At 57.7% G+C, this 18,748-nt stretch carries 16 protein-coding genes; 8 read left to right on the top strand and 8 right to left on the bottom strand.

Annotation, left to right across the window (positions count from 1 at the left end):
- Positions 1-22: 22 nt before the first annotated feature.
- From IEY52_RS11180 to IEY52_RS11165, 4 genes are read right to left on the bottom strand one after another with little or no spacing between them, the layout of a single operon-like run.
- Positions 23-730, bottom strand: a complete 708-nt coding sequence (locus tag IEY52_RS11180) for a PulJ/GspJ family protein (protein WP_189002775.1) — start codon at positions 728-730, stop codon at positions 23-25.
- Positions 727-1,128, bottom strand: coding sequence for a type IV pilus modification PilV family protein (locus IEY52_RS11175; protein ID WP_189002774.1), 402 nt, complete (start codon positions 1,126-1,128; stop codon positions 727-729). The genes IEY52_RS11180 and IEY52_RS11175 overlap by 4 nt, the downstream gene beginning before the upstream one ends.
- Entirely contained in the window at positions 1,125-1,580 is a 456-nt protein-coding gene (locus IEY52_RS11170; RefSeq protein WP_189002773.1) for a prepilin-type N-terminal cleavage/methylation domain-containing protein, read from the bottom strand. Before IEY52_RS11170 ends, IEY52_RS11175 begins: the two co-directional genes overlap by 4 nt.
- The gene (locus IEY52_RS11165; protein ID WP_189002772.1) at positions 1,577-3,244 is read right to left on the bottom strand and encodes a hypothetical protein; all 1,668 of its coding nucleotides are present in this window, start codon (positions 3,242-3,244) and stop codon (positions 1,577-1,579) included. Before IEY52_RS11165 ends, IEY52_RS11170 begins: the two co-directional genes overlap by 4 nt.
- A gap of 511 nt (positions 3,245-3,755) precedes the next feature.
- Here IEY52_RS11165 and IEY52_RS11160 point away from each other — a divergent pair.
- From IEY52_RS11160 to IEY52_RS11150, 3 genes are all read left to right on the top strand, one after another.
- The gene (locus IEY52_RS11160) at positions 3,756-4,514 is read left to right on the top strand and encodes a response regulator transcription factor (protein ID WP_189002771.1); all 759 of its coding nucleotides are present in this window, start codon (positions 3,756-3,758) and stop codon (positions 4,512-4,514) included.
- A 215-nt stretch (positions 4,515-4,729) separates the two neighbouring features.
- Positions 4,730-6,277 carry a Na/Pi cotransporter family protein gene (locus IEY52_RS11155; protein WP_189002770.1) on the top strand — a complete coding sequence of 516 codons (1,548 nt, stop codon included), beginning with the start codon at positions 4,730-4,732 and terminating at the stop codon, positions 6,275-6,277.
- A gap of 129 nt (positions 6,278-6,406) precedes the next feature.
- On the top strand, positions 6,407-7,153 hold the full coding sequence (locus IEY52_RS11150; RefSeq protein WP_189002769.1) for a carboxypeptidase-like regulatory domain-containing protein: 747 nt from the start codon (positions 6,407-6,409) through the stop codon (positions 7,151-7,153).
- Here the strand turns inward: IEY52_RS11150 and IEY52_RS11145 are convergent, their stop codons facing one another.
- Both IEY52_RS11145 and IEY52_RS11140 read right to left on the bottom strand, forming a co-directional pair.
- Entirely contained in the window at positions 7,154-7,816 is a 663-nt protein-coding gene (locus tag IEY52_RS11145) for a potassium channel family protein (RefSeq protein WP_189002768.1), read from the bottom strand.
- 26 nt (positions 7,817-7,842) lie between these two features.
- Positions 7,843-9,207, bottom strand: a complete 1,365-nt coding sequence (locus IEY52_RS11140) for a TrkH family potassium uptake protein (RefSeq protein ID WP_189002767.1) — start codon at positions 9,205-9,207, stop codon at positions 7,843-7,845.
- A gap of 251 nt (positions 9,208-9,458) precedes the next feature.
- On the opposite strand from IEY52_RS11140, the gene IEY52_RS11135 reads away from it, so the two are divergent.
- From IEY52_RS11135 to IEY52_RS11115, 5 genes are all read left to right on the top strand, one after another.
- A complete protein-coding gene (locus IEY52_RS11135; RefSeq protein ID WP_189002766.1) occupies positions 9,459-11,681 on the top strand; it encodes a diguanylate cyclase domain-containing protein in 2,223 nt (740 codons plus the stop codon).
- 516 nt (positions 11,682-12,197) lie between these two features.
- Entirely contained in the window at positions 12,198-13,127 is a 930-nt protein-coding gene (locus tag IEY52_RS11130) for a LamG domain-containing protein (RefSeq protein WP_189002765.1), read from the top strand.
- Positions 13,128-13,309: 182 nt separating this feature from the next.
- Positions 13,310-14,263: a hypothetical protein gene (locus IEY52_RS11125; protein WP_189002764.1), complete on the top strand. Its 954-nt coding sequence runs from the start codon at positions 13,310-13,312 to the stop codon at positions 14,261-14,263.
- 558 nt (positions 14,264-14,821) lie between these two features.
- Positions 14,822-15,949: a serine hydrolase domain-containing protein gene (locus tag IEY52_RS11120; protein ID WP_189002763.1), complete on the top strand. Its 1,128-nt coding sequence runs from the start codon at positions 14,822-14,824 to the stop codon at positions 15,947-15,949.
- Between the two features lie 73 nt (positions 15,950-16,022).
- Positions 16,023-16,211, top strand: a complete 189-nt coding sequence (locus tag IEY52_RS11115; RefSeq protein WP_189002762.1) for a hypothetical protein — start codon at positions 16,023-16,025, stop codon at positions 16,209-16,211.
- A 464-nt stretch (positions 16,212-16,675) separates the two neighbouring features.
- On the opposite strand, the gene IEY52_RS11110 is transcribed toward IEY52_RS11115, so the two are convergent.
- Together IEY52_RS11110 and IEY52_RS11105 are read right to left on the bottom strand one after the other, a co-directional pair.
- Positions 16,676-17,710, bottom strand: coding sequence for a LacI family DNA-binding transcriptional regulator (locus IEY52_RS11110; protein WP_189002761.1), 1,035 nt, complete (start codon positions 17,708-17,710; stop codon positions 16,676-16,678).
- 88 nt (positions 17,711-17,798) lie between these two features.
- Positions 17,799-18,638 carry a GAF domain-containing protein gene (locus IEY52_RS11105; RefSeq protein ID WP_189002760.1) on the bottom strand — a complete coding sequence of 280 codons (840 nt, stop codon included), beginning with the start codon at positions 18,636-18,638 and terminating at the stop codon, positions 17,799-17,801.
- Positions 18,639-18,748 lie beyond the last annotated feature (110 nt).

The following is an 18,748-nucleotide window of genomic DNA, read 5'->3' as shown; positions in this document are numbered from 1 at the left end:
ACCCCTCCTGGCTTGACCTGCTCTATTTGTTGCGCAGTCGGACGGTGAAGGTCTGGGGACCTGTTCCTGGCACGTAAATGATTTTGCCTCTCAACTGGGAAGCCACCTGCAGCCGGATGTTCAATTGCATGGTGGCGGTGTTGTATTCAAAAGGATTGAAAGCCACCCCGGCCTGATTTTTGTTGCGCAGGTTGTCTCCCACCAGGTACCAGGTGGCGTTGCTGACCGTGCTGGGCATGACGGGGGTGATGCCATTGCAGGCGGTGGTGGTGGTGTCCTGACACACCGTGGTCCGGTATTCCAGCAGCACCATGGTGTTGCTGTCGGCCCAGGGGTTGGTGTTTTTGTAGGCTGCGGCGATGCTGCTGCGGGCCTCCATGCGGTAAACCATCAGAAAATAGGCATCGATCTTGTTGGGCCGGGTGGCATCGGTTCCCAGCGAAGCAGGAACCATCACAGCAAAACAGGGATTGGCGGTGTTGCTGATGCTGCATGACAGTCCATTGACGGTCATGCTGGTTTTCACATCCACGGCGTGGCGGGTCATGTCTCCCACATAACCGCTGACTTCGGCCAGGGTGATCAGCTTCAAAGCCCGGTCCTGCTGCTGGGTGCTGTAGTTCAGGGTGTTGTTTTCGATGGACACCAGTGCTGTCAGGATGATGCCCATCAGGGCCATGGAAATCAGCATTTCGAACAGGCCAAAGCCCCAGTTCTTGTGGTGTTTCATGATGTGGGCCTTGCATATTCAGCCACATAATTCAGGCTGGAAGATCCAGATTTGGTGCAACTCAGGGTCAGGCGTTTCCTGAGGGCTTTGGAGGGCGCAGCAATGTTGTCTGGATCTGTCACCTGGACCGTGCAGGTGTAATCCGTGATCAGGTTGCTGTAAGAGGGCAGGGTTCCTGCATCAAACGTGGCCTGGGTTTTCCAGTTGCTGGCCACCGTTTCCATGTACTGCTTCACGGCCAGGGTGGCCGTCTGGTCGGAAGTGGCATTCCGGTTGAGTTTGGTCAGCGGAATCACATTCATGCTCATGGACGCCAGACCCACCAGCAGGGTCATGCTCACCAGAACCTCCACCAGGGTGAGCCCCCGGTTCTGGCTGGATGCGGGTGCTTGTTTCATTTGACCACCACTTTTCCGATGAGCCCCACCACATTGACGGTGCGGGAATAACTGCTGTTGGATGACAGGCTGATGGTGTAAGAACGGATGTTGGGGGAGGCCACGCCAACAGGGGAAATGGTGGTCCCAAAAGGAGGGTAGAAGGTGATGGTGCTGGTGGCATTGGTGCCAAGGGCGATTTTGGTTCCTGAGGGCAAGGTGGTGGTGCTGGTTCCAAGGGTGTAGGAGTTGGTGCTTGTGTTGATGGTGATGGTGCGGGCGGTGTTGGTCTTTTTGACGTTGAAGCGCTGGTTTTCCACGTCGCGTGCAAACTGCTCGGCGGCCTGATTCACTTTCGCGGTGTTCACAAAATACCGGTAGGGAGAAAGGCCCAGGGCCACCAGCAGACCGAGCACCGCCAGCACCACCAGCATTTCAAGCAAGGTGAAACCAGAGGATGTGAAAGTTTTCATTTTTGCCTCCAGGTGGCCGTGATGGGAATCACGCTCACGGTGGCCAGCAACTGACCGCGCTTCAGGAAGATGCTGGAATCGTAGGTGATGTTCATGCCCCCGGCGGCTTTGGTGCCTCCGGTGTTGACCTGGCCCTCCACCACCACTGCGCCTTTGATGGTGGCCTGACCCTGGTTGCTGAGGTCTCCCATGATGTAGAGCAGTCCAGTGAAGCCTGCATTGCAGGTGCCGTTGAGGGTGAGGCTTCCGGTGATGATCAGGATGCCGTCTCCGCACAGGTAGCCATTGTTGAGGCTGATGCTTGAAGAAGTGGTGGCGTAGTTTCCGGTGGGACCCACCCAGGTGATTTCGGTGGGAACAAGGCTGGTGGGCACGGTGCTGTAGATTTTGGAGAGGTTGTAGACATCCTGTTTGGATTTGCCACTGAAGGTCTGTCTAAAGAGGTTTTCACCGCTCAGGATGTTGCTGTTGTTGGCGGCACTGCTGGGAAAGAGGCTGGTGTTGTTGGCAGCACTGATGCCGAAAGCCGAAGAAGCGCCGGGCACGTAACGGCTGATGCCAGTGCCTTCCAGAAGGTTTGCAGCAGCGGTCTGGGTGAGGGCGGTTCCCAGGGTGTTTCCCACCGAAGTGGCGGTGTATTTGACATCCAGATAACCACTGTTGAGGTCTGCAGAAGAGGTATATCCAGAGCCCGTGACCTGGGCACGGTACACCACACCTCCAATGGTCATGTACACCACGTCGTTGACGTAAAACCCGGTGGGGTCACTGATGGGGATGCGGGCTGTGGTGGAGGTCACATTGGTGGCGGCCCCCCGGGCAGCGAATTGAATCAGGTCCACTGCGCCGCCTGAGGCCACATTGGCATTGCCGCTTCCCTGGGCGGTGAGCTGCGAGACCGTCAGGGTGCTGCCGCTCTTGCTGGTGACTTTGAAGTATTTGCCGCCAACACGAATGTAGCTGTTGGCGGCAAAGTAAGAAGCATCTGCGCTGTTGACGGTCAGGACGTTGCTGCTGCCACTGTTGAAAGCTGCGGTCAGGGTGCTGAAGTTGGTCAACACCCCGTTGTTGGCAGCATTCAGGGTGGTGCTGTAGGTGGTCTGGCTTCCAGATCCAGAGGATGCATAGGGTGCACCCAGCAGTGCGCCACCCCCGGTCAGTTGAATGCTGGGATAACTGGTGAGGGCTGCTGGGATGGCGAGGTTGGTGGTGGGAGGCTTGGTCACCTGAAAGTCCTGCAACACCGTCTTGCTGTTTGAGGCCGTGGCGGTGCTGGTCCCCACGGACCTCACGGTGATGGAAGATGCTGATGCGTTGTAGTCCACCACACTGACGGCCACCGAGTTGGTTCCCAGGGTGTAGGAAGACAGTTTGGCAGTGTAAGGACATGTTCCAGCGGAACTGTTGCCTGGAGCACGGCTGCCCTGCACCCAGCAGTCAATGTCCGAGATCTGCCCGGTGTATTTGGACAGTTGAATGCGGGCCGCGAAACTGTTGATCCCCGCTTCTGCGCCCAGCAGGCTGTTGTAAGCCAGTCTTTCTGTGGCGCTCCCGGTGCGGGCCGTGACCACAGTGCTGGAAACGGTCGCCATGAGGGTACCCATGATGATCAGCGAGATCAGCAACACGATGATGAGGGTACTTCCCGAGGTTTTTTGCAGCATGGTTCACCTTCCAGAACGGTTTGCGTTGTGGTTCTTTCAGCGTATGGGCGCTGGTTTGATTGACCTGCTGAGTGTACAGCGCAAAGCTGACTTCAAAATTACATTGCGGGGATTTGATGGTTACATTTCTGGGTTCAATAAAAAGAAATTCCCCCATCTGGCAAAGTGGTTTTTTTATCTTGTAATAAAGATGTAAATATTACCAGAAGTCATGTTGCTGATCAGGTTTTGTTTTGCTCTGTGTTCAGCAAGCAAAGCAATTTCCACCACAAGAAAAACCTGTGAAGTTCATCTGCCAGACCCCAGCTGCAGTCCGCAAAGATGCAACCTGAAATTTCCCGTTCTGCAAAGGGTCGTTCTGTTTGTGCTGGCAAGGCCGGGGTTTGGACTCAGCAAAACCTTTCGTCACAATCAAGTCAGGAAACTTTTTACACTGTGTTTCAGAAACCCCCTCAGGTCTGATCATGTTGAGAGAACTTTCCCACCCCCGCGCCCCTTCAGGAGGCATCAGGTGAACCGAGAACCCCAGTTGTACCGCCAGGTCCATACGGATACGCTGCATGCCCCAATGGAAACACGCCATCCAGAAAACAAAAATGGTTTGCACCCCTGGAAGATCCTGCTGGTGGAACCAGATGCACAATTGCAGGATGTGCTGACAAACCACCTGCAAGCCCAGCAATACCAGGTTCAGGTGGTGTCCACCCTGGCTGCTGCCCGTCAGGTTCTGCGTTCCAGTCCACCAGATGTGGTCTTGCTGGACCTGGACTTTCCAGATGGGGAAGGCTTGAACCTGATCCAGGAGCTGCAGCAGAACCTGCCTGTTCTGGTGCTTTCGGCCCGCAACGCCGTGGAAAATCGGGTGAAGGTGCTGTCACAGGGTGCAGATGACTGTCTGACCAAACCGTTCTCGCTGGAAGAACTGGAAGTGCGCCTCAGGGTGCTGTTGCGCAGGCTCAAAGTTTCAGGGAAAGCCCTTTACACCTCTGGCACATCTCTGGACGTGGATTTGTTGCGCCTCAGCACCGCCAGAGGCTATGTGCAGGTGACCGATCAGGAAGCCCGTTTGCTGGAAATGCTGATGAAAAACATCTCACGGGTGGTGTCGCTGGAACGTCTGGAACACCATGTGTATGGAACACAGGTGCCCTCCTCCAACAGCCTGACCGTGCGGCTCTCTGCCATCAGGCGCAAACTCAAGCAGATTCACAGCAGCCTGCACCTGGGTGCCCTGCGTGGAGAAGGATATGTGCTGTTCTACCAGCAGTAAGCCTGGATGCACCTTCAGCTTTTTTTGCGGTTGCGGTGCTGCAGCTTCATATGGAAATGTTTCCTGCAAAGCAAATTGCAGGGCAATTTTTCAAAGCTTATTTTTCCAAAGCATGTTCTGCAAAGCAAAGGAAAGAACAGCTTTCCCAGAACAAATGCAGCTGAATCATCTGAAGCCTTACGGAAGTGTCCTTTGGGAACCCGTAACATCAGGCCATGTTCTTGCTTCTCACGGGCCTGGCCCTTTTTCTGTATGGTGTTTCCCTGGCGGGGAGCAGCCTGCAGGCTTTGCTGGGAAAAGGCATGCGCCGCATGCTGGCCCAGGTCACCCGTTCCACCTTTGGGGCGGCCCTGGTGGGCACGGCGGTCACTGCTGTGGCCCAGTCGGGCACCATGATCACCCTCATCACCGTTGATTTTGTCAATGCCGGGATCCTGCGCCTCAGGCAGGCCCTGATTGTGGCTCTGGCCGCAGGCATCGGGGGCACCCTCACGGTGCAACTGCTGTCCCTGAACCTGGAGAACATCCAGTACCCCCTGATCGGAGCCAGTTTGCTGCTGACCAGCAAACGCATCCTGGGGGGCAAACTCGGTCAGGCCCTGCTGGGTTTTGGTTTGTTGTTTCTGGGTCTGGACCTGCTGATGGATTCGCTGTCTCCCCTGAAAAACGACCCTCTGGCCCGTCAAATCATTTCCCTGCTGGCCGACCATCCCCTCACCCTCACGCTGTTTGGGGTGTTTCTGGCGGCGGTGCTCTTGCAGAGCAGCAATGCCACTGCCACCCTCGGTCTGGCTTTTCTGGGCGGCGGCCTGATCACAGAGGTGCAGAGCATCGCCCTGATTGTGGGGGCCAACATCGGCACCACTGTGTCGGCAGTGACGGCCAGCCTGAACAGCAATGTGGACGCCCGCCGGGCCGCCATCGGGCACCTGGCTTTGAAGATCCTGTTTGGGGTTGTGGTGGTGGTTTTTGCAGGTCAGGTGGCAGGCTGGATTTCTGCTTTCAGTGCCGGAGGAGAGCGCTTTGTGGCCAACGTGCACACCCTGTTCAATGTGCTGGTGCTGCTGGTGGTGGTGCCCTTCCTGACCCCCATTGTGCGGTTGCTGGAGCGTGTCATTCCCACCCCACCGGACCCCCATGCCCCCAGATACCTGGATCTGGAACAGCCCGTGCAGGATCCAGAACTGCTGTACGGACTGGCCCTGCGGGAAACCGTTCATGTGGCTGAACGGACAGAGGGGCTGTACGAGATGGCCATCCAGCGGCTGCATGGCAAAGACGTGCAGGAACAGGTGGAAGCGGGCGAGCAGCACGTGGACCGTCTGGTCAACACCGTGGTGATCACGCTGGGTCGCCTGAGTGGCAAAGTGGAGGAGTCCCGCCTGTCTGCACTCTTGCTGGCGGTCAATGAACTGGAAGCCATTGCAGACCTCTGCAAGCGTCTGGTGCGGCAACCCCGCAAACTGGAGCGGCGCGGTCACCGTTTTTCCAGCGAAGGCGAGCGGGAACTGCTGGACAGTGCAGCGCAATTGCGGGAGCACATGGTGCGCTGTGTGACCTCGCTCAGCGAACGGCGCAACCTGGTGCAGGACGGGGAGGCCTTCGAGAAAAAACTGATTGCCCAGCGGATCAGTCACCTGCACCGCCTCTCCGAAAAAAGCGACTCCCGCGAATCCAGCAGCATCCACCTGGACATCATGACCGTGCTTGAGCAGATCCACAGCGGATTTAACCGGGTGGCGAGGCTGTCAGAGGAAATCTGAGGGACTGCAGCATGATTGGGTTTTCAGGGGTTTTGCACCTCCAGCCTGCAAACCCCTGAAAACCTCCAGAAACCGACCATGCTGCAACCATGCCGCTTTTCCTAATCTGGGATTACACAAGGAGATCCCATGAAAAACCCTCTGAAAAATTCTGTTGCAATCACCCTTTCTGCCCTTCTGATGGGCATTTCAGGCCCCGCTTTTGCACAGCAATCTGTCATGGTCAGCGGCGTGGTGCTGGGCACCAACGGCAAGCCCATCCCGAAGGCAAAAGTGATCATCCGCCCGGCCCTCACCAGTGGACAGGTGGATGTGCGCACCAATGCAAACGGCAAATACGAGGCTTTTGTGCTGCCCAGACTGCCTTACCATGCCTACGCCACCGCAGAATTCAAGTACCTGAACAGAACCTACTGCCTGAGGGTCGCCCCCGAGAAAAGCCAGGGTTATGAGACCTTCACGCCCAGCAAAAACCAGGTGTTGAACTTCAAACTGAAACTCTCTGGCGAGATCGAAGACCTGGAAAATGGCTTCTGGGGAGGGGAGATCCGGCTGTTCAGGCGCGATGTGGAGCAGGGTGACACCGCCGAACTGACCTTCACCCCCCAGGGTCCCCTGGTTGATGGCAGCACCGGAAAAGTGGTGAAAAGAACGGAAAACGAGTACCTGATGGTCTACGACATCCCCATTGGGCAGTACAAAGTCAGCGGGGTCCTGCACAAAGCCAATGGCAGCACGGTTCCCCTGCTGCTCAGCCCCAACGACGACCAGTACAAAAACGAAGCCCTTTTTGAATTCAAACCCTCGGGGTGCAGTGTGGTCACCCACGGCATCGAACGCGGCTTTTTGTACTACAAACCCGTCACTGCTCCCTGATCAGGTGTTCTCAGCGTAATTCAGCAGCTTCTCGACACTCTCGATGGTGCCCACCACCACCAGGGTGTCGTGCTCCGCGACCCGGTCATCGGCCTTGGGGGTGATGCGCACCTGACTGCCTTTCTTGAGGGCAATCACCTGCACCCCGAAACGGTTGGTCAAATTCAAATCCCGCAAGCTTCCCTCGATGCGCTGGGTGGCATGCACCTCCACAATGGCGTAATCGTTGCCCAGGTCGATGTCATCGAAGCTGTGGGGCCGCACCAGCTTGCGGGCCAGCCGCACCCCCATGTCGTGCTCGGGGCGCACCACCATGTCTGCCCCCACTTTTTCCAGCACCCTTCGGGTCATGTCATCGATGGCCTTGCAGACCACGTATCTGGCCCCTGCGCTTTTGGCGGCCACCGTGGTCAGGATGTTGGCTTTGACATCTGCCCCGATGGCCACAACCACCACATCAAAATCCTGAATGCCAATGGCGGCCAGTGCCCGTTCATCGGTGGCATCCACCATGGCCACGTGGGTGACCTGGTTCATGATGCGCTGCACGTTCTCTTCCTGCTCGTCGATGGCGACCACTTCATGGCCAAGCTGGTACAGGGTGGTGGCCACTGCTGTTCCGAAGCGGCCCAGACCGATCACCAGATATTGCTGTCTTTTCATGTTGCTCCTTTCAGCCAATCTGCCCTTCAACCGATCTGGATGTTGCGGTCTGCCGGGTAATGCACCAGTGCCCCTTTGACAGAGCGGGTGCTCAGGGCAATGGCGAAGGTCAGCGGCCCAATTCTGCCGATGTACATCAGGACAATCAGGATGATTTTTCCGGCATCTGAGAATTGCCCGGTGGCGTTCATGCTGAGGCCCACGGTGCAAAAGGCACTGAAGGTCTCGAAAATGATTTGCAGCAGGCTGAGTTTTCCGCTCGCCAGGTTTTGCTGTTCGGTGAGGGTCAGCAGAAACAGCGCAAACACGATGATGCTCAGCGACATCACCGCCACCACGCCCGCCCGCATCACGGTGTCCATCTCGATGCGCCGTTTGAATGCCACCATCTCGCCCCGTCCACGCAGCATGCTCCACATGCTGGTGATCAGCACAAAGAAGGTGGTGGTTTTGATGCCGCCTCCGGTGGAGCCTGGATTGCCCCCCACGAACATCAGCATGATGGTGATCAGCAGGGTTCCGTGGTGCATCAGGCCGTAATCGACGGTGTTGAAGCCCACCGACCTCGGGGACACCGAATGAAAAAATCCAGCCACCAGTCGGTCGGTCCAGGGCAGTTTGCCCAGGGTGCCCGGATTGTTCCATTCCAGGGCCGTGATGGTCACAAACCCCAGCAGCAGCAGGAAAGCGGGGGTCCACAGGGAAATCCAGGCGTTCAGGTCCAGGCGGTGCTGCCTGGGTTTCTGCAGGTGCAGCAGCCAAGAAGCCATCACCAGAAACCCCATGCTGCCCAGAATCACCAGCACCGAGACCACCAGGTTCAGGTAGGCGTCTCCTGCAAAACGCATCAGGCTGTCCGGGTAAAGGGAAAAACCAGCATTGTTGAAGGCACTCACTGCATGAAACGCAGCGAAGTACAGCCCCCGCAGAGGGCCTTCGATGGGCAGGAAATGCAGGTACAGCAGCAGGGTTCCGGCCAGTTCAATCACCACCACGAAGCGGAAAATCTGCAACAGGATTTGCTTGACCTCTCCAGAATTCACCCCACCCAGCTGGGTCGCCAGGGTCAGGCGTTCCTGCACCCCGATGCGCCGCCCGGCAAAAACCGCGAAGGCCGTCCCGAAGGTCAGGATGCCCAGTCCGCCCATCTGGATCAGCACCATGATCACCAGTTCGCCCCACACACTGAAGGTGCTGGCGGTGTCCAGCACGTTCAGCCCGGTGATGCACAGGGCACTGGTGGCCGTGAAGAGTGCGTGCAGCACCCCAACCTCTTTGTCGGGTGCTGCACTGAAAGGCAAAGACAGCAGCACCGTGCCCACCACCAGACCGATCAGGAAGGTCAGGGCAATCATCTGGAAAGGGTTGAGGGAACGGCTGAATTTGACCATGGGGGTGTGCTGTTGAGGATCAAAGCTGAAGTGAAAAGCTGTCCCATCTTACCCCGAGCTGCCCCCCTGAGGACTGTGGGGGTTGCCGGAATGTCTGGTTCTCTTCTGTGCTGCCCCTGAGGCGGGTGCGAAAACGTCAAAAACACTGAAAAGCTTTGCAGGGACATCACAGAAATTCCCTTGCTGGCCGTGAGAAATCTGACAGACCCTCTGGATTACCCTGAAGACAAAGGTTTGCAAAGGAGATCCCCATGCCCAGTGCCCCCCTTCCCATCGGAATCTTGCTGGACGCCTGTGATGCTTACCAGCAGCCCATCATCACGGGACTGCAGCGCACACTGGAGCAACATGGCCTCTCCAGTGTGGTGTTTGTGGGACGCGAATTGCGCTCTCCCCACCGGGGCCACCAGCAGGCCAACCGGGTGTACCAGCTGGCCCACCAGCAGATGCTGCGTGGTCTGGTGGTGTTCACGGCTTCGCTGGGAAATGCCCTCTCAGACCAGGAATTTCTGGATTTTCTGCAGCCTTATGCCGGGCTTCCTGCGGTCACCATTGGCCGCAAACTTCCCGGTTGGCCTGCCGTGATGCCAGACAACCTGTCGGGCATGCGGGCTTTGATGCAGCACCTGCTGCAGGTCCGGGGGTGCCAGCGTTTTCTGCTGGTGCGGGGCATCGAGCACAATGCAGACTCCCAGGAAAGGGAAGGGGAGTTTCGTCAGGCTTTGCAGCAAGCCGGGATTGCTTTTGATGAAGACCATGTGCTGACCGGAGGTTTTTACGGACCCAGAGCCAGAGAACTCGCCCTGCAGTTCTTTCAGCACCCCCAGAACCGGGACATTGACGCAGTGGTGTGTCTGAACGATGAAATGGCGCTGGGCGTGATGGCCGCCCTGAAAACCCTGCACCTGCGGGTGCCAGAAGATGTGCTGGTCACCGGCTTCGATGACATTCAGGAGGGCCGACTGCACCTCCCTCCCCTCACCACGGTCAGCCAGGGTCTGGAAGCCCAGGGAGAGGCCGCCGCCCACCTGATGGCTGAACTGCTGGGAGGTGCCCCTGCCCCTGAAATGCGCAAGGTGCCTTCACAGCTGCTGTTGCGGCAATCCACAGGCCTGTTGAACACCTCCAGCAATCCCCATGTCCTGCAGTTGCTCCCAGAGGCTGCAGGGTTGCACCAGCTGTTTCTGGACACCCTTGAAAAACAGGGAGATTTGCAGCAGGTGCTGGTCCGCTGGAATGCCCTGATGTTCCAGCGCATGTCGCAGGGACTTTCGCTGGAGGTGCTGGACGATGTGCTGTGCCACTGGAGCACCCAGCCCCTGGATGGCTGGGACGTTGCCCAGCTGCAGCAGCACCGTGCGCTGCTCTCAGAAATGCACAGCCAGCTGTTTCAGGCCCAGAGAATTGCCATGATGCACCAGCATGCCAGCGAAACCGCCCACCACCGCTTTGCCACCCAGAACAGCCTGGTGTTTCACAGCCGCATTGATTTGCCTGACCTGATGCAGGCTTTCCTGTGGTATGTGCGGCAACTGGAAGTGCAGCATTTTTACCTCACGGTTTTTCAGGACGATCCCCCCGGCACAGCAATGCTGATGCTGGACCTGGACCACCCGGATGCTGCTCCAATGGCTTTTTCGGGCCAGCACCTGTTGCCAATGCAGGTGGTGCACGGGCTGCGCAGCGGACAGTGGTGGGTGTATCCGCTGTCCACGGCAGGAGAATGGTATGGCTGCATGGTGTTTCAGGCCCCCAGAGGGTGGCAGGTGCACCATGAAACCTTCCGCAGTGTGCTCACCGAGAGCTACCACCAGTTCTGGCAGCGCGAACAGCTGCAGGCCCACGCCAGCCAGCTGGAATGGCAGGTACAACTGCGCACCCATGAACTGCAAGCAGAAATCCTGGTGCGTCAGGCCACCGAGCAGCAACTGCAGGAAGCCAACAGGGAACTGGAACGGCTGGCTTTGCTGGACGGCCTCACCGGGCTGTACAACCGCATGGCCCTGGAGCGCAAACTCCACGAGGAATTTCTGGACCACCGCAGGCGCGAACGCCCCCTGGGGGTGATTCTGTGCGATGTGGATTTCTTCAAGAAGTACAACGACCTGTACGGCCATCCCCAGGGTGACGAATGCCTCAGGCGGGTGGCCCGCATTTTGCAGGGTGCAGCCAGAAGGCCCCGTGACATGGCTGCCCGTTACGGAGGCGAGGAATTCCTGCTGCTCCTGCCAGAAACCGATCTGGCCGGGTGCCTGAGGGTGGCAGAAGACATCCGTTTGCGGTTGCAGGCTTTGCACTTGCCCCATGCGGCCTCTGAAGTGGCCGAGCAGGTCACCCTCAGCCTGGGGGTGGTGAGTGTGCTTCCGGAAACAGGCATGCGGGTCCAGGATCTGGTCCAGCAGGCCGATCAGGCCCTCTACCATTCCAAACAGCAGGGCCGCAACCGTGCCACTGCCTTTCACCTGTCCATTTAGAGCCTTTGACAGAAGAACAAGAGGGTTTGATCTCTGAAGGGTGTTTTTTGAAATGTTAAGGCAAGGATTCAACCGAATCCTTCCATTTCACGGATCAACGCAGCAGGAGGTCAGGAAGGTTCCCAGCGGTTTTCCAGGGGATTTTCAGCAGCCAGGAAAGCCATCAACACAGGGATGGCCTGTCTCAGACGTCCCTGGTAAGGCAAGTGGAACCATGAAAAGCCTTTCTTAAAGATGTGATGCCTCAATCCTCTTCGCCTCTATGCGTGATCCAGATCAGTCAATCCAGACAGGAATTTTTCAAAAAGACAAAGCTTATTGCAAAAATCCCTGGATTCCAGAGCCTCCTCTTGTAGAAAAGGTTTTCATGATGTAACGTAATTGCACAGCCAAAACCCATCTCTTCCCGACGCTTTCCCACCCTGGTCTGTTTGATCCTGCACATGTCCGAAATTCTTTCCTGCTGTTGTTGATGCGCAGGAAAAGCCCTTTCATGCCCAAAACCAAGGAGTTTCCATGAAAAAGTCCCTGATCCTGTCTTCACTCGTGTTCCTCGTGGCTTGCAGCAACACCCCAAACCCCCACAACATCCACAAACAGGAGGACAGTGGCACCCCACTGGACGGTCAAACCTGGACGGGAAGCAGTTTCTACGACAATTTTTCCTTCTGGGGATACAACAGCAACCTCTGGCAGGCCGTGGACAACTTTAATGGCAGTCCCTTCGGATGCACCTTCAGCACTGCCAATGCTGCTCCAGACAATGGTGCCCAGGCCAGTGGCAAGCTCAACCTGATGCTCAACACCTCGGGAACCCGCTGTGCAGAGCTGCACACCAGAGAAAGACTGGCAGCGCCCGGATCCACCATCGGGGGCACTTTCAACCTGGACAATGTTTCCGGGACGCTGGCCAGCATCTTCACCTTCAAGCGCTGGGACACCGGAGGCGGAGCCTGGCAGGAAATCGACATCGAGTACATCCCCAACTGGCCCGGAGCCACCACCACCAGCAAAGCCCGGTATCACGTGGCGGTGATTTATCAGGCCACCTCGACCTCTGACAAATACATGTACGAGGGCTTCATTGACGTGGGCACCGGGTTCACCAACCCCAACGACTACACCACCGCGCTGTTCAACTGGGATGTGGGGTCGGTGCAGTGGAAATATGGAGATGCAGTGATCTTCACCATGAACAAAGGCACCCCACCCGCCGAATCCTTCAATTACGCTGAAAACGGTTACACCGTGCACGTCTACCAGAACAACACCTATGGCAGCGCGCTCAATGTGGATCCCGCGCATTTCCCCAGTGACCCCACCTACATCTTCATGAATTACTGGCGCGGAGACAACGCCTCTGGCATCCAGTCTTTCATGGGCCCTTACACCAACACCCTGGATTCCACAGCAAGGTACGGCGGTCTGTTCTACACCCGCTGGTGAAGGGCTGATCAAGCGAAGTGCTTTCCCTCCCTGTCGAACCAGACAGGGTTTTTTGCTGGAGTCTCCAGTGCTGCATCCCACCTGCAAAGCCCACAACAAAGCACAGATCCCTCAACTTTCAGGGCAACCCTGCACCGAAAGCTGAGTTGCAGCACACTGATGGGCAAGGAGAAGCAAAGCCCATGAAAACCCTGAAACGCATGACATCCATCCAATCCATCCAATCCCTGCTGTCTGGTCTGCTGCTGCTGGGCGCAGTCAGTTGCAGCACCACCCCCACCATTCAGCAAGGCCCTGAGGCCTTCCAGGACACGGCAGCCACCCCTTCCACCGAAGTGCAGGCGCAGGCCATCAGCGACCGCAACACCATCGTGAGCCGTGCCCAGAACTGGGTGAACCTCGCCATTCCCTACAACCAGGGGGCGTATTACCAGGGGTACCGGCAGGACTGCTCGGGACTGGTGAGCATGGCCTGGGACATCGGCACCTCTGCCGTCACCAGCACCCTCAAGAATTACGCCGTCACCATCCTGCGCGACCAGTTGCAACCTGGAGACGCCATCAACAACCAGGGCATCGGCAACGCTGGACATGTGGTGCTGTTCAAAAGCTGGCTGAATGCCCAGCGCACCCGCTTTGTGGCCCTGGAAGAAAACGGCGGCTGGGGCAAAGCCGTGCAGACCAACCTCACCCTGGTGCGCAAAGGGGCAGGCTGGACCATTCAGGAATATGAAAATGTGGCTCCCGGTCCCTACGTGTTTCAGCGCTCGAAAGCCACCAGCAGCCCAACCTGCGTCAACCAGGACCGGGGAGCAGGCTGGGTGCTGAGTCCCGGACAGAACCTCAGCGTGTGCAATGGCAAGGCCACCCTGTCCTTGCAGTGGGATGGCAACCTGGTGCTGTACGCTGCGGGCAATGTGCCCATCTGGAGCACCAACACTGCAGGCCAGTCGGTGCGCAACCTGGTGATGCAATCGGACGGCAACCTGGTGCTGTACGCGAACTCGGGGCAGGCCCTCTGGCACACCAGCACTGGCGGCAGACCCGGAGCATTCTTCTCCCTGCAGACCGATGCCAACATGGTGATCTACCACAACGGTGTGGCGGTCTGGAACTCGGGCACCTACATTCCCTGAACCCCAGCACAAACCCATCCACCCACACGGACATCCGGGGAGGCGCAATCCAGGCGCTTCCCCGGCGTTTTGCGCTATGCAGGGCTTCTGCCCGTTCAAACCATGTCTACATGCTGCTGGCAGACACGATCCATCACGATGTTGTCGGTGCCCGCTTTTTTTGTTACATTGGGGTCACCCAGGTGAAGGACCCACAACGACCCCACAGAGCATTCCGGGGTCAGGCCATCAATTCGCACCGCCGCAGGCCATTTGAAAGGATGAGTTCGATGATTTTGCACAAATGGAAGCGCTCCCAAATGAAGGTGATTCTGCCAGCCTGAAGCTCCTGACATGTGCGGGAGCAGCTGGAATCCCGCTGTGAACAGAACCGGGAAGGCGGCGTCCAGCACAAAGGGCCTGCCCGATCCAGGTCAATCCAGATGTCAGCCCAACCCTGAATCAAAATGCTGACTGCACAGCTGTCTGTTGTGCAGCCGGTCCACTGTGCTGAGAGGTTCTTCCATCGAACCCTTCAGGCCTCACGTCATGCCCATGACCTTGCGAATGGAGCCCAACATGAAGACAATCCTGCAAAACACCCTGAAGACAACCCTGCAAAACACCCTGAAGACAACCCTGCAAAACACCCTGAAGAAAACCCTGGTGCTGTCCCTGCCCCTGTTGCTGGGCAGCGCCCCTGCCCAGTCCAGTGACCTGCAAGACCGCCTCTCCCCGCTGGTGGACCGCTTCCATGACACGCTGGGTTTCATGGGCACCATCATCATCAACGAAAAAGGCAAAACGGTGTTTGAAAAGTCGGTGGGCATGGCAGACCTGGAGCATGCCATCCCCAACACCGCAGACACCGTGCACCGGGTGGCCTCTGTCACCAAGAGCTTCACGGCTGTGGCGGTGCTCAAATTGCAAGAAGAAGGCAAACTGAAGGTCACCGACCCCGTCAGCAAGTACCTCCCGGATTACCCCAACGGAGACAACATCACCCTGCACCAGCTGCTGACCCACACCTCCGGCATCTTCAATTACACCGAACGGGCAGACCTGACCACCCTGATCCACGAACGACCCACGCTGGAACAACTCACCCAGAAATTCGCCAGTGAACCCGTGGATTTCGCCCCCGGAGGACCCTACCATTACAGCAACTCCGGGTACATCCTGCTGGGAAGGGTGATCGAGGTGGCCTCTGGCATGCGTTACCAGGATTACCTGCAACAGAAGGTGCTTGCTCCTCTGGGCTTCCAGAAATCCAACTTCTTCCCGGATGATGCGCAGGTTCCCAACCGCGCAGAAGGCTACACCCAGGCAGGGGACACTTTCCAGAAAGCAGATCTGTTCAATTTCGAGGTGGTTCATGCCGCAGGAGGGTTCTCTGCCACCGCCAGAGAACTGGTTCAGTGGCTTCCTGGCCTTGCAGAGGGCAAAGTCCTGAGCAAAGCATCCCTCCAGACCATGTTCACCCCCCATGTGTATGCACCAGGAGGGTCTTATGGTTACGGGCTGGTGGTTTCCAGGATCATGGGCAAAGAATACCTGAACCACGCTGGTTCCCTGCCAGGAGGCAGCTCTTACATTGCCTATTTTCCCCAGGAGCAGATCAGTGTGGTGATGCTCTCCAACGTCACCGGGCAGGACTCACAGGCCCTGTTCAACCGGTTGTTTCTGGCCTACAACCGCCCCCAGTAAACCAGCATCTCAAACCAGCATCTCAGGAGAAAGCTGTCCTTTTCTGCAGAAAAGGACAGCTTTTCAGGTTTTCGTGCAACAGCATGAACCAGCGTTCAGCACTGGTAAAGACGACTGGCGTCTGCTCAGCCTCACCCATGCTCAGGCCAAAGCCTTGCAGCAGGACATGCAACTGCTGCTGGAGAAGTACAGGTACCAGGAAAGCGGAGACAAAGCCAATTGCATTTTGCGCCTGGCGCTCGCTCCACATCGGGAAGGCTGAGGGACCAAAACACCGGGACAGAAACACCTCACAGAACACAAAGAAGATAACAATTTCACAATTTTTGATCTGCTGTGACATCCAGCTGCATCTTTCTGCTTTGGAAGCCAAACTGCCCGGAACATCCTGTTCTTGTGGTGGTCATCCGGTTGTGGTCAGAGGATGAAGGTCTGAACTGCAAAACTTCACCCCAGGGCTGCAGCTTTTCATTACACTTGAGGCATGCTGGAGGTTGAAGTCATCGATGGACACATTTCCATTTTCATCAACCATAAGATCCTTTTTTCACAAGCAAATCAAAATCCCCTCAACCCCACAAAAGCAAACCCATCCCCACCTTTTCCACCCTCTCCCCAATTCTGCACGCCTCAGGCTTTTTCGCACGCTTCAGCCCAGGCATCAGCACCCATCAAAATCCCTGGCGGAACACCAGGGGCCTGCTTTTCGGGCGAATCTGCAGGTGCTCAGGGGGTTGTTTGCTGGCCCCGGGGTGCTTTCCCGGTGGATTGGCGCACTCTGAGTTCGGTGCGGAGTTCCAGCCTGGGTCCAGGGATGTCCGTGCCCGAGAGCAGATTGACCAGCATTCTGGTGGCTGCGCTGCCCATTTCTGAGAGGGGCTGGTGCACGGTGGTGAGTCCGGGGTGCAGGTGGGCGGACATGGGGATGTCGTCGAAGCCGGCCACGCTGAGGTCTTCGGGGATGCGCAGGCCCCTTCCGCGGATGGCGTCCATGGCCCCGAAGGCCATCAGGTCGTTGGCGGCAAAAATGGCGGTGGGGGGCTGCAGAAGGGAGAGCAGGTGCTGGGTCTGGGTGAACCCTTCCGGTTGCAGGAAGTTGCCGGGTCGGATCAGGGTTTCATCGATGGGGAGGCCATGCAACTGCAGGCTTTCACGGTAGCCCCGCAGGCGTTCCAGGGAGGCACGGGTGTCTGGTCGTCCAGAGATGAAGCCGATGCGGGTGTGCCCGAGGGACAGCAGGTGGTCCATCATCAGGCGGGCTCCGCGGTAGTTGTCGGCGTCGATGGAGGGCACGTCTGGCACTTCGTGGCGGTGGTCCACGATCACCAGTTTGAGGTTGATTCTGGAGAGGGCGTCCAGTTGCTGGTCGGAGAGGTCGGGGAGCACCACGATCAGGCCGTCCACCAGTCCGCGGGTGATCAGGGTGACGTGGGTGAAGTTGGCCTGGGGGTGGTGGGAGTTGGTGTAGCACACCAGTTCGTATCCGGCCTGGATGGCGGCTTCTCCTGCGCCTCTGGCGAGTTCGGAGATGTACTGGGTGGAGAAGTCGGGGACCAGCATGCCCAGCACCCGGGTGCGGCTGCCTGCCAGGGCGCGGGCGTTGAGGTTGGGCACGTATCCGACGTTCTGCACGGTTTCCAGCACTTTGCGGCGGGTGGCTTCGGAGACCCCGCTTTTGCCGCTCAGCACCCGGGACACCGTCATGGCCGACACGCCGGTGAGTTGTGCGATGTCTTCCAGGGTCAGGGTGGGTTTGCTCATGGGGCCTCTGGTGTTGGGGCAAATGTCAGCGTCAGGGCTGCAGTGCCTCACTATAGCATGCCTTCAGGTGGGGTTCAGGTGGTGTTTTTTACAGGCGGTTTTTTCTGGGGAAGTCCGTCTGGGGCCGGTAGAGCCGGATGCCGTAAGGTTTGAGGAGCAGCATTTGCACGCCTTCTGCACCTTCCACCAGGGTTTTCTGTTGCAGGGTGAAGTATCCGGGGCCGCCTTGCTGCGCGTACACCGCGATGCCTTCCACCTGTTCTTCCACGCGCAGATCGGAGAACCGAAAGGGGGTGCCGGGTTGCCAGGGGAGGCCGCTGAGTTCTGTGGCGGCCTGGTTGGAGCCCAGAATCAGCCCCTGGGCTCCAACGATCACCATGCCTTCCTGGGCGGCTTCCAGCATCAACAGCCGGTGGTGCCAGGATTGCTGGGTGTGGGTTTGCAGGCGCTGTTCGAGGGCGAGGGTGGTGCGCTGTGAGAAGCGCTGCATCACCTGCACGTCCCAGGCGCTGAAGGTTCTGGGCTGGTCATCAAGCACACACAGGGTGCCGAGGCGCTGTCCTGAGGGGTCCAGCAGGGGAACCCCTGCGTAAGCACGCAGGCGGGGACCTTGCCTCACCATGGCGTGTTTCTGGAACAGGCTGTGCTGGCTGAGGTCTTCGATGAGCAGGGGCTTTGCCTCATGGAAGGTGGATGTGCAGAACGCCTCGGAACGTGGAATTTCGGGGGCTTCAAAATGCAGGCTGGCCTTGAACCATTGCCGGTCCTGATCGGTGAACCCCAGCAGCACCAGGGGGATGTTGAGGATCACCCCGAGGTCTTCAACAATGCTGTCAAAAGCCTCCTCGGCCGGGGTGTCCAGGATGCCGTAACGGTACAGGTGTTCCAGGCGGGTGGCTTCTGCGGTTTGTGAATCCTTGGCATTCATGGGGGCTCCTTCAGCTGTGATTTCAGCTTATCGGCTGGTGCCTTTCATGACTCCCCGGTGCTTTGTAAGCATTTGTTAACAAATCTTCCTGTAAATTCAGCAGAAACAAT

The sequence above is a fragment of the Deinococcus roseus genome, assembly GCF_014646895.1.
GTDB lineage: Bacteria > Deinococcota > Deinococci > Deinococcales > Deinococcaceae > Deinococcus_C > Deinococcus_C roseus.
The sequence above is the reverse complement of the archived record's forward strand: the minus strand, read 5'-3'. Positions and strand labels throughout refer to the sequence as shown.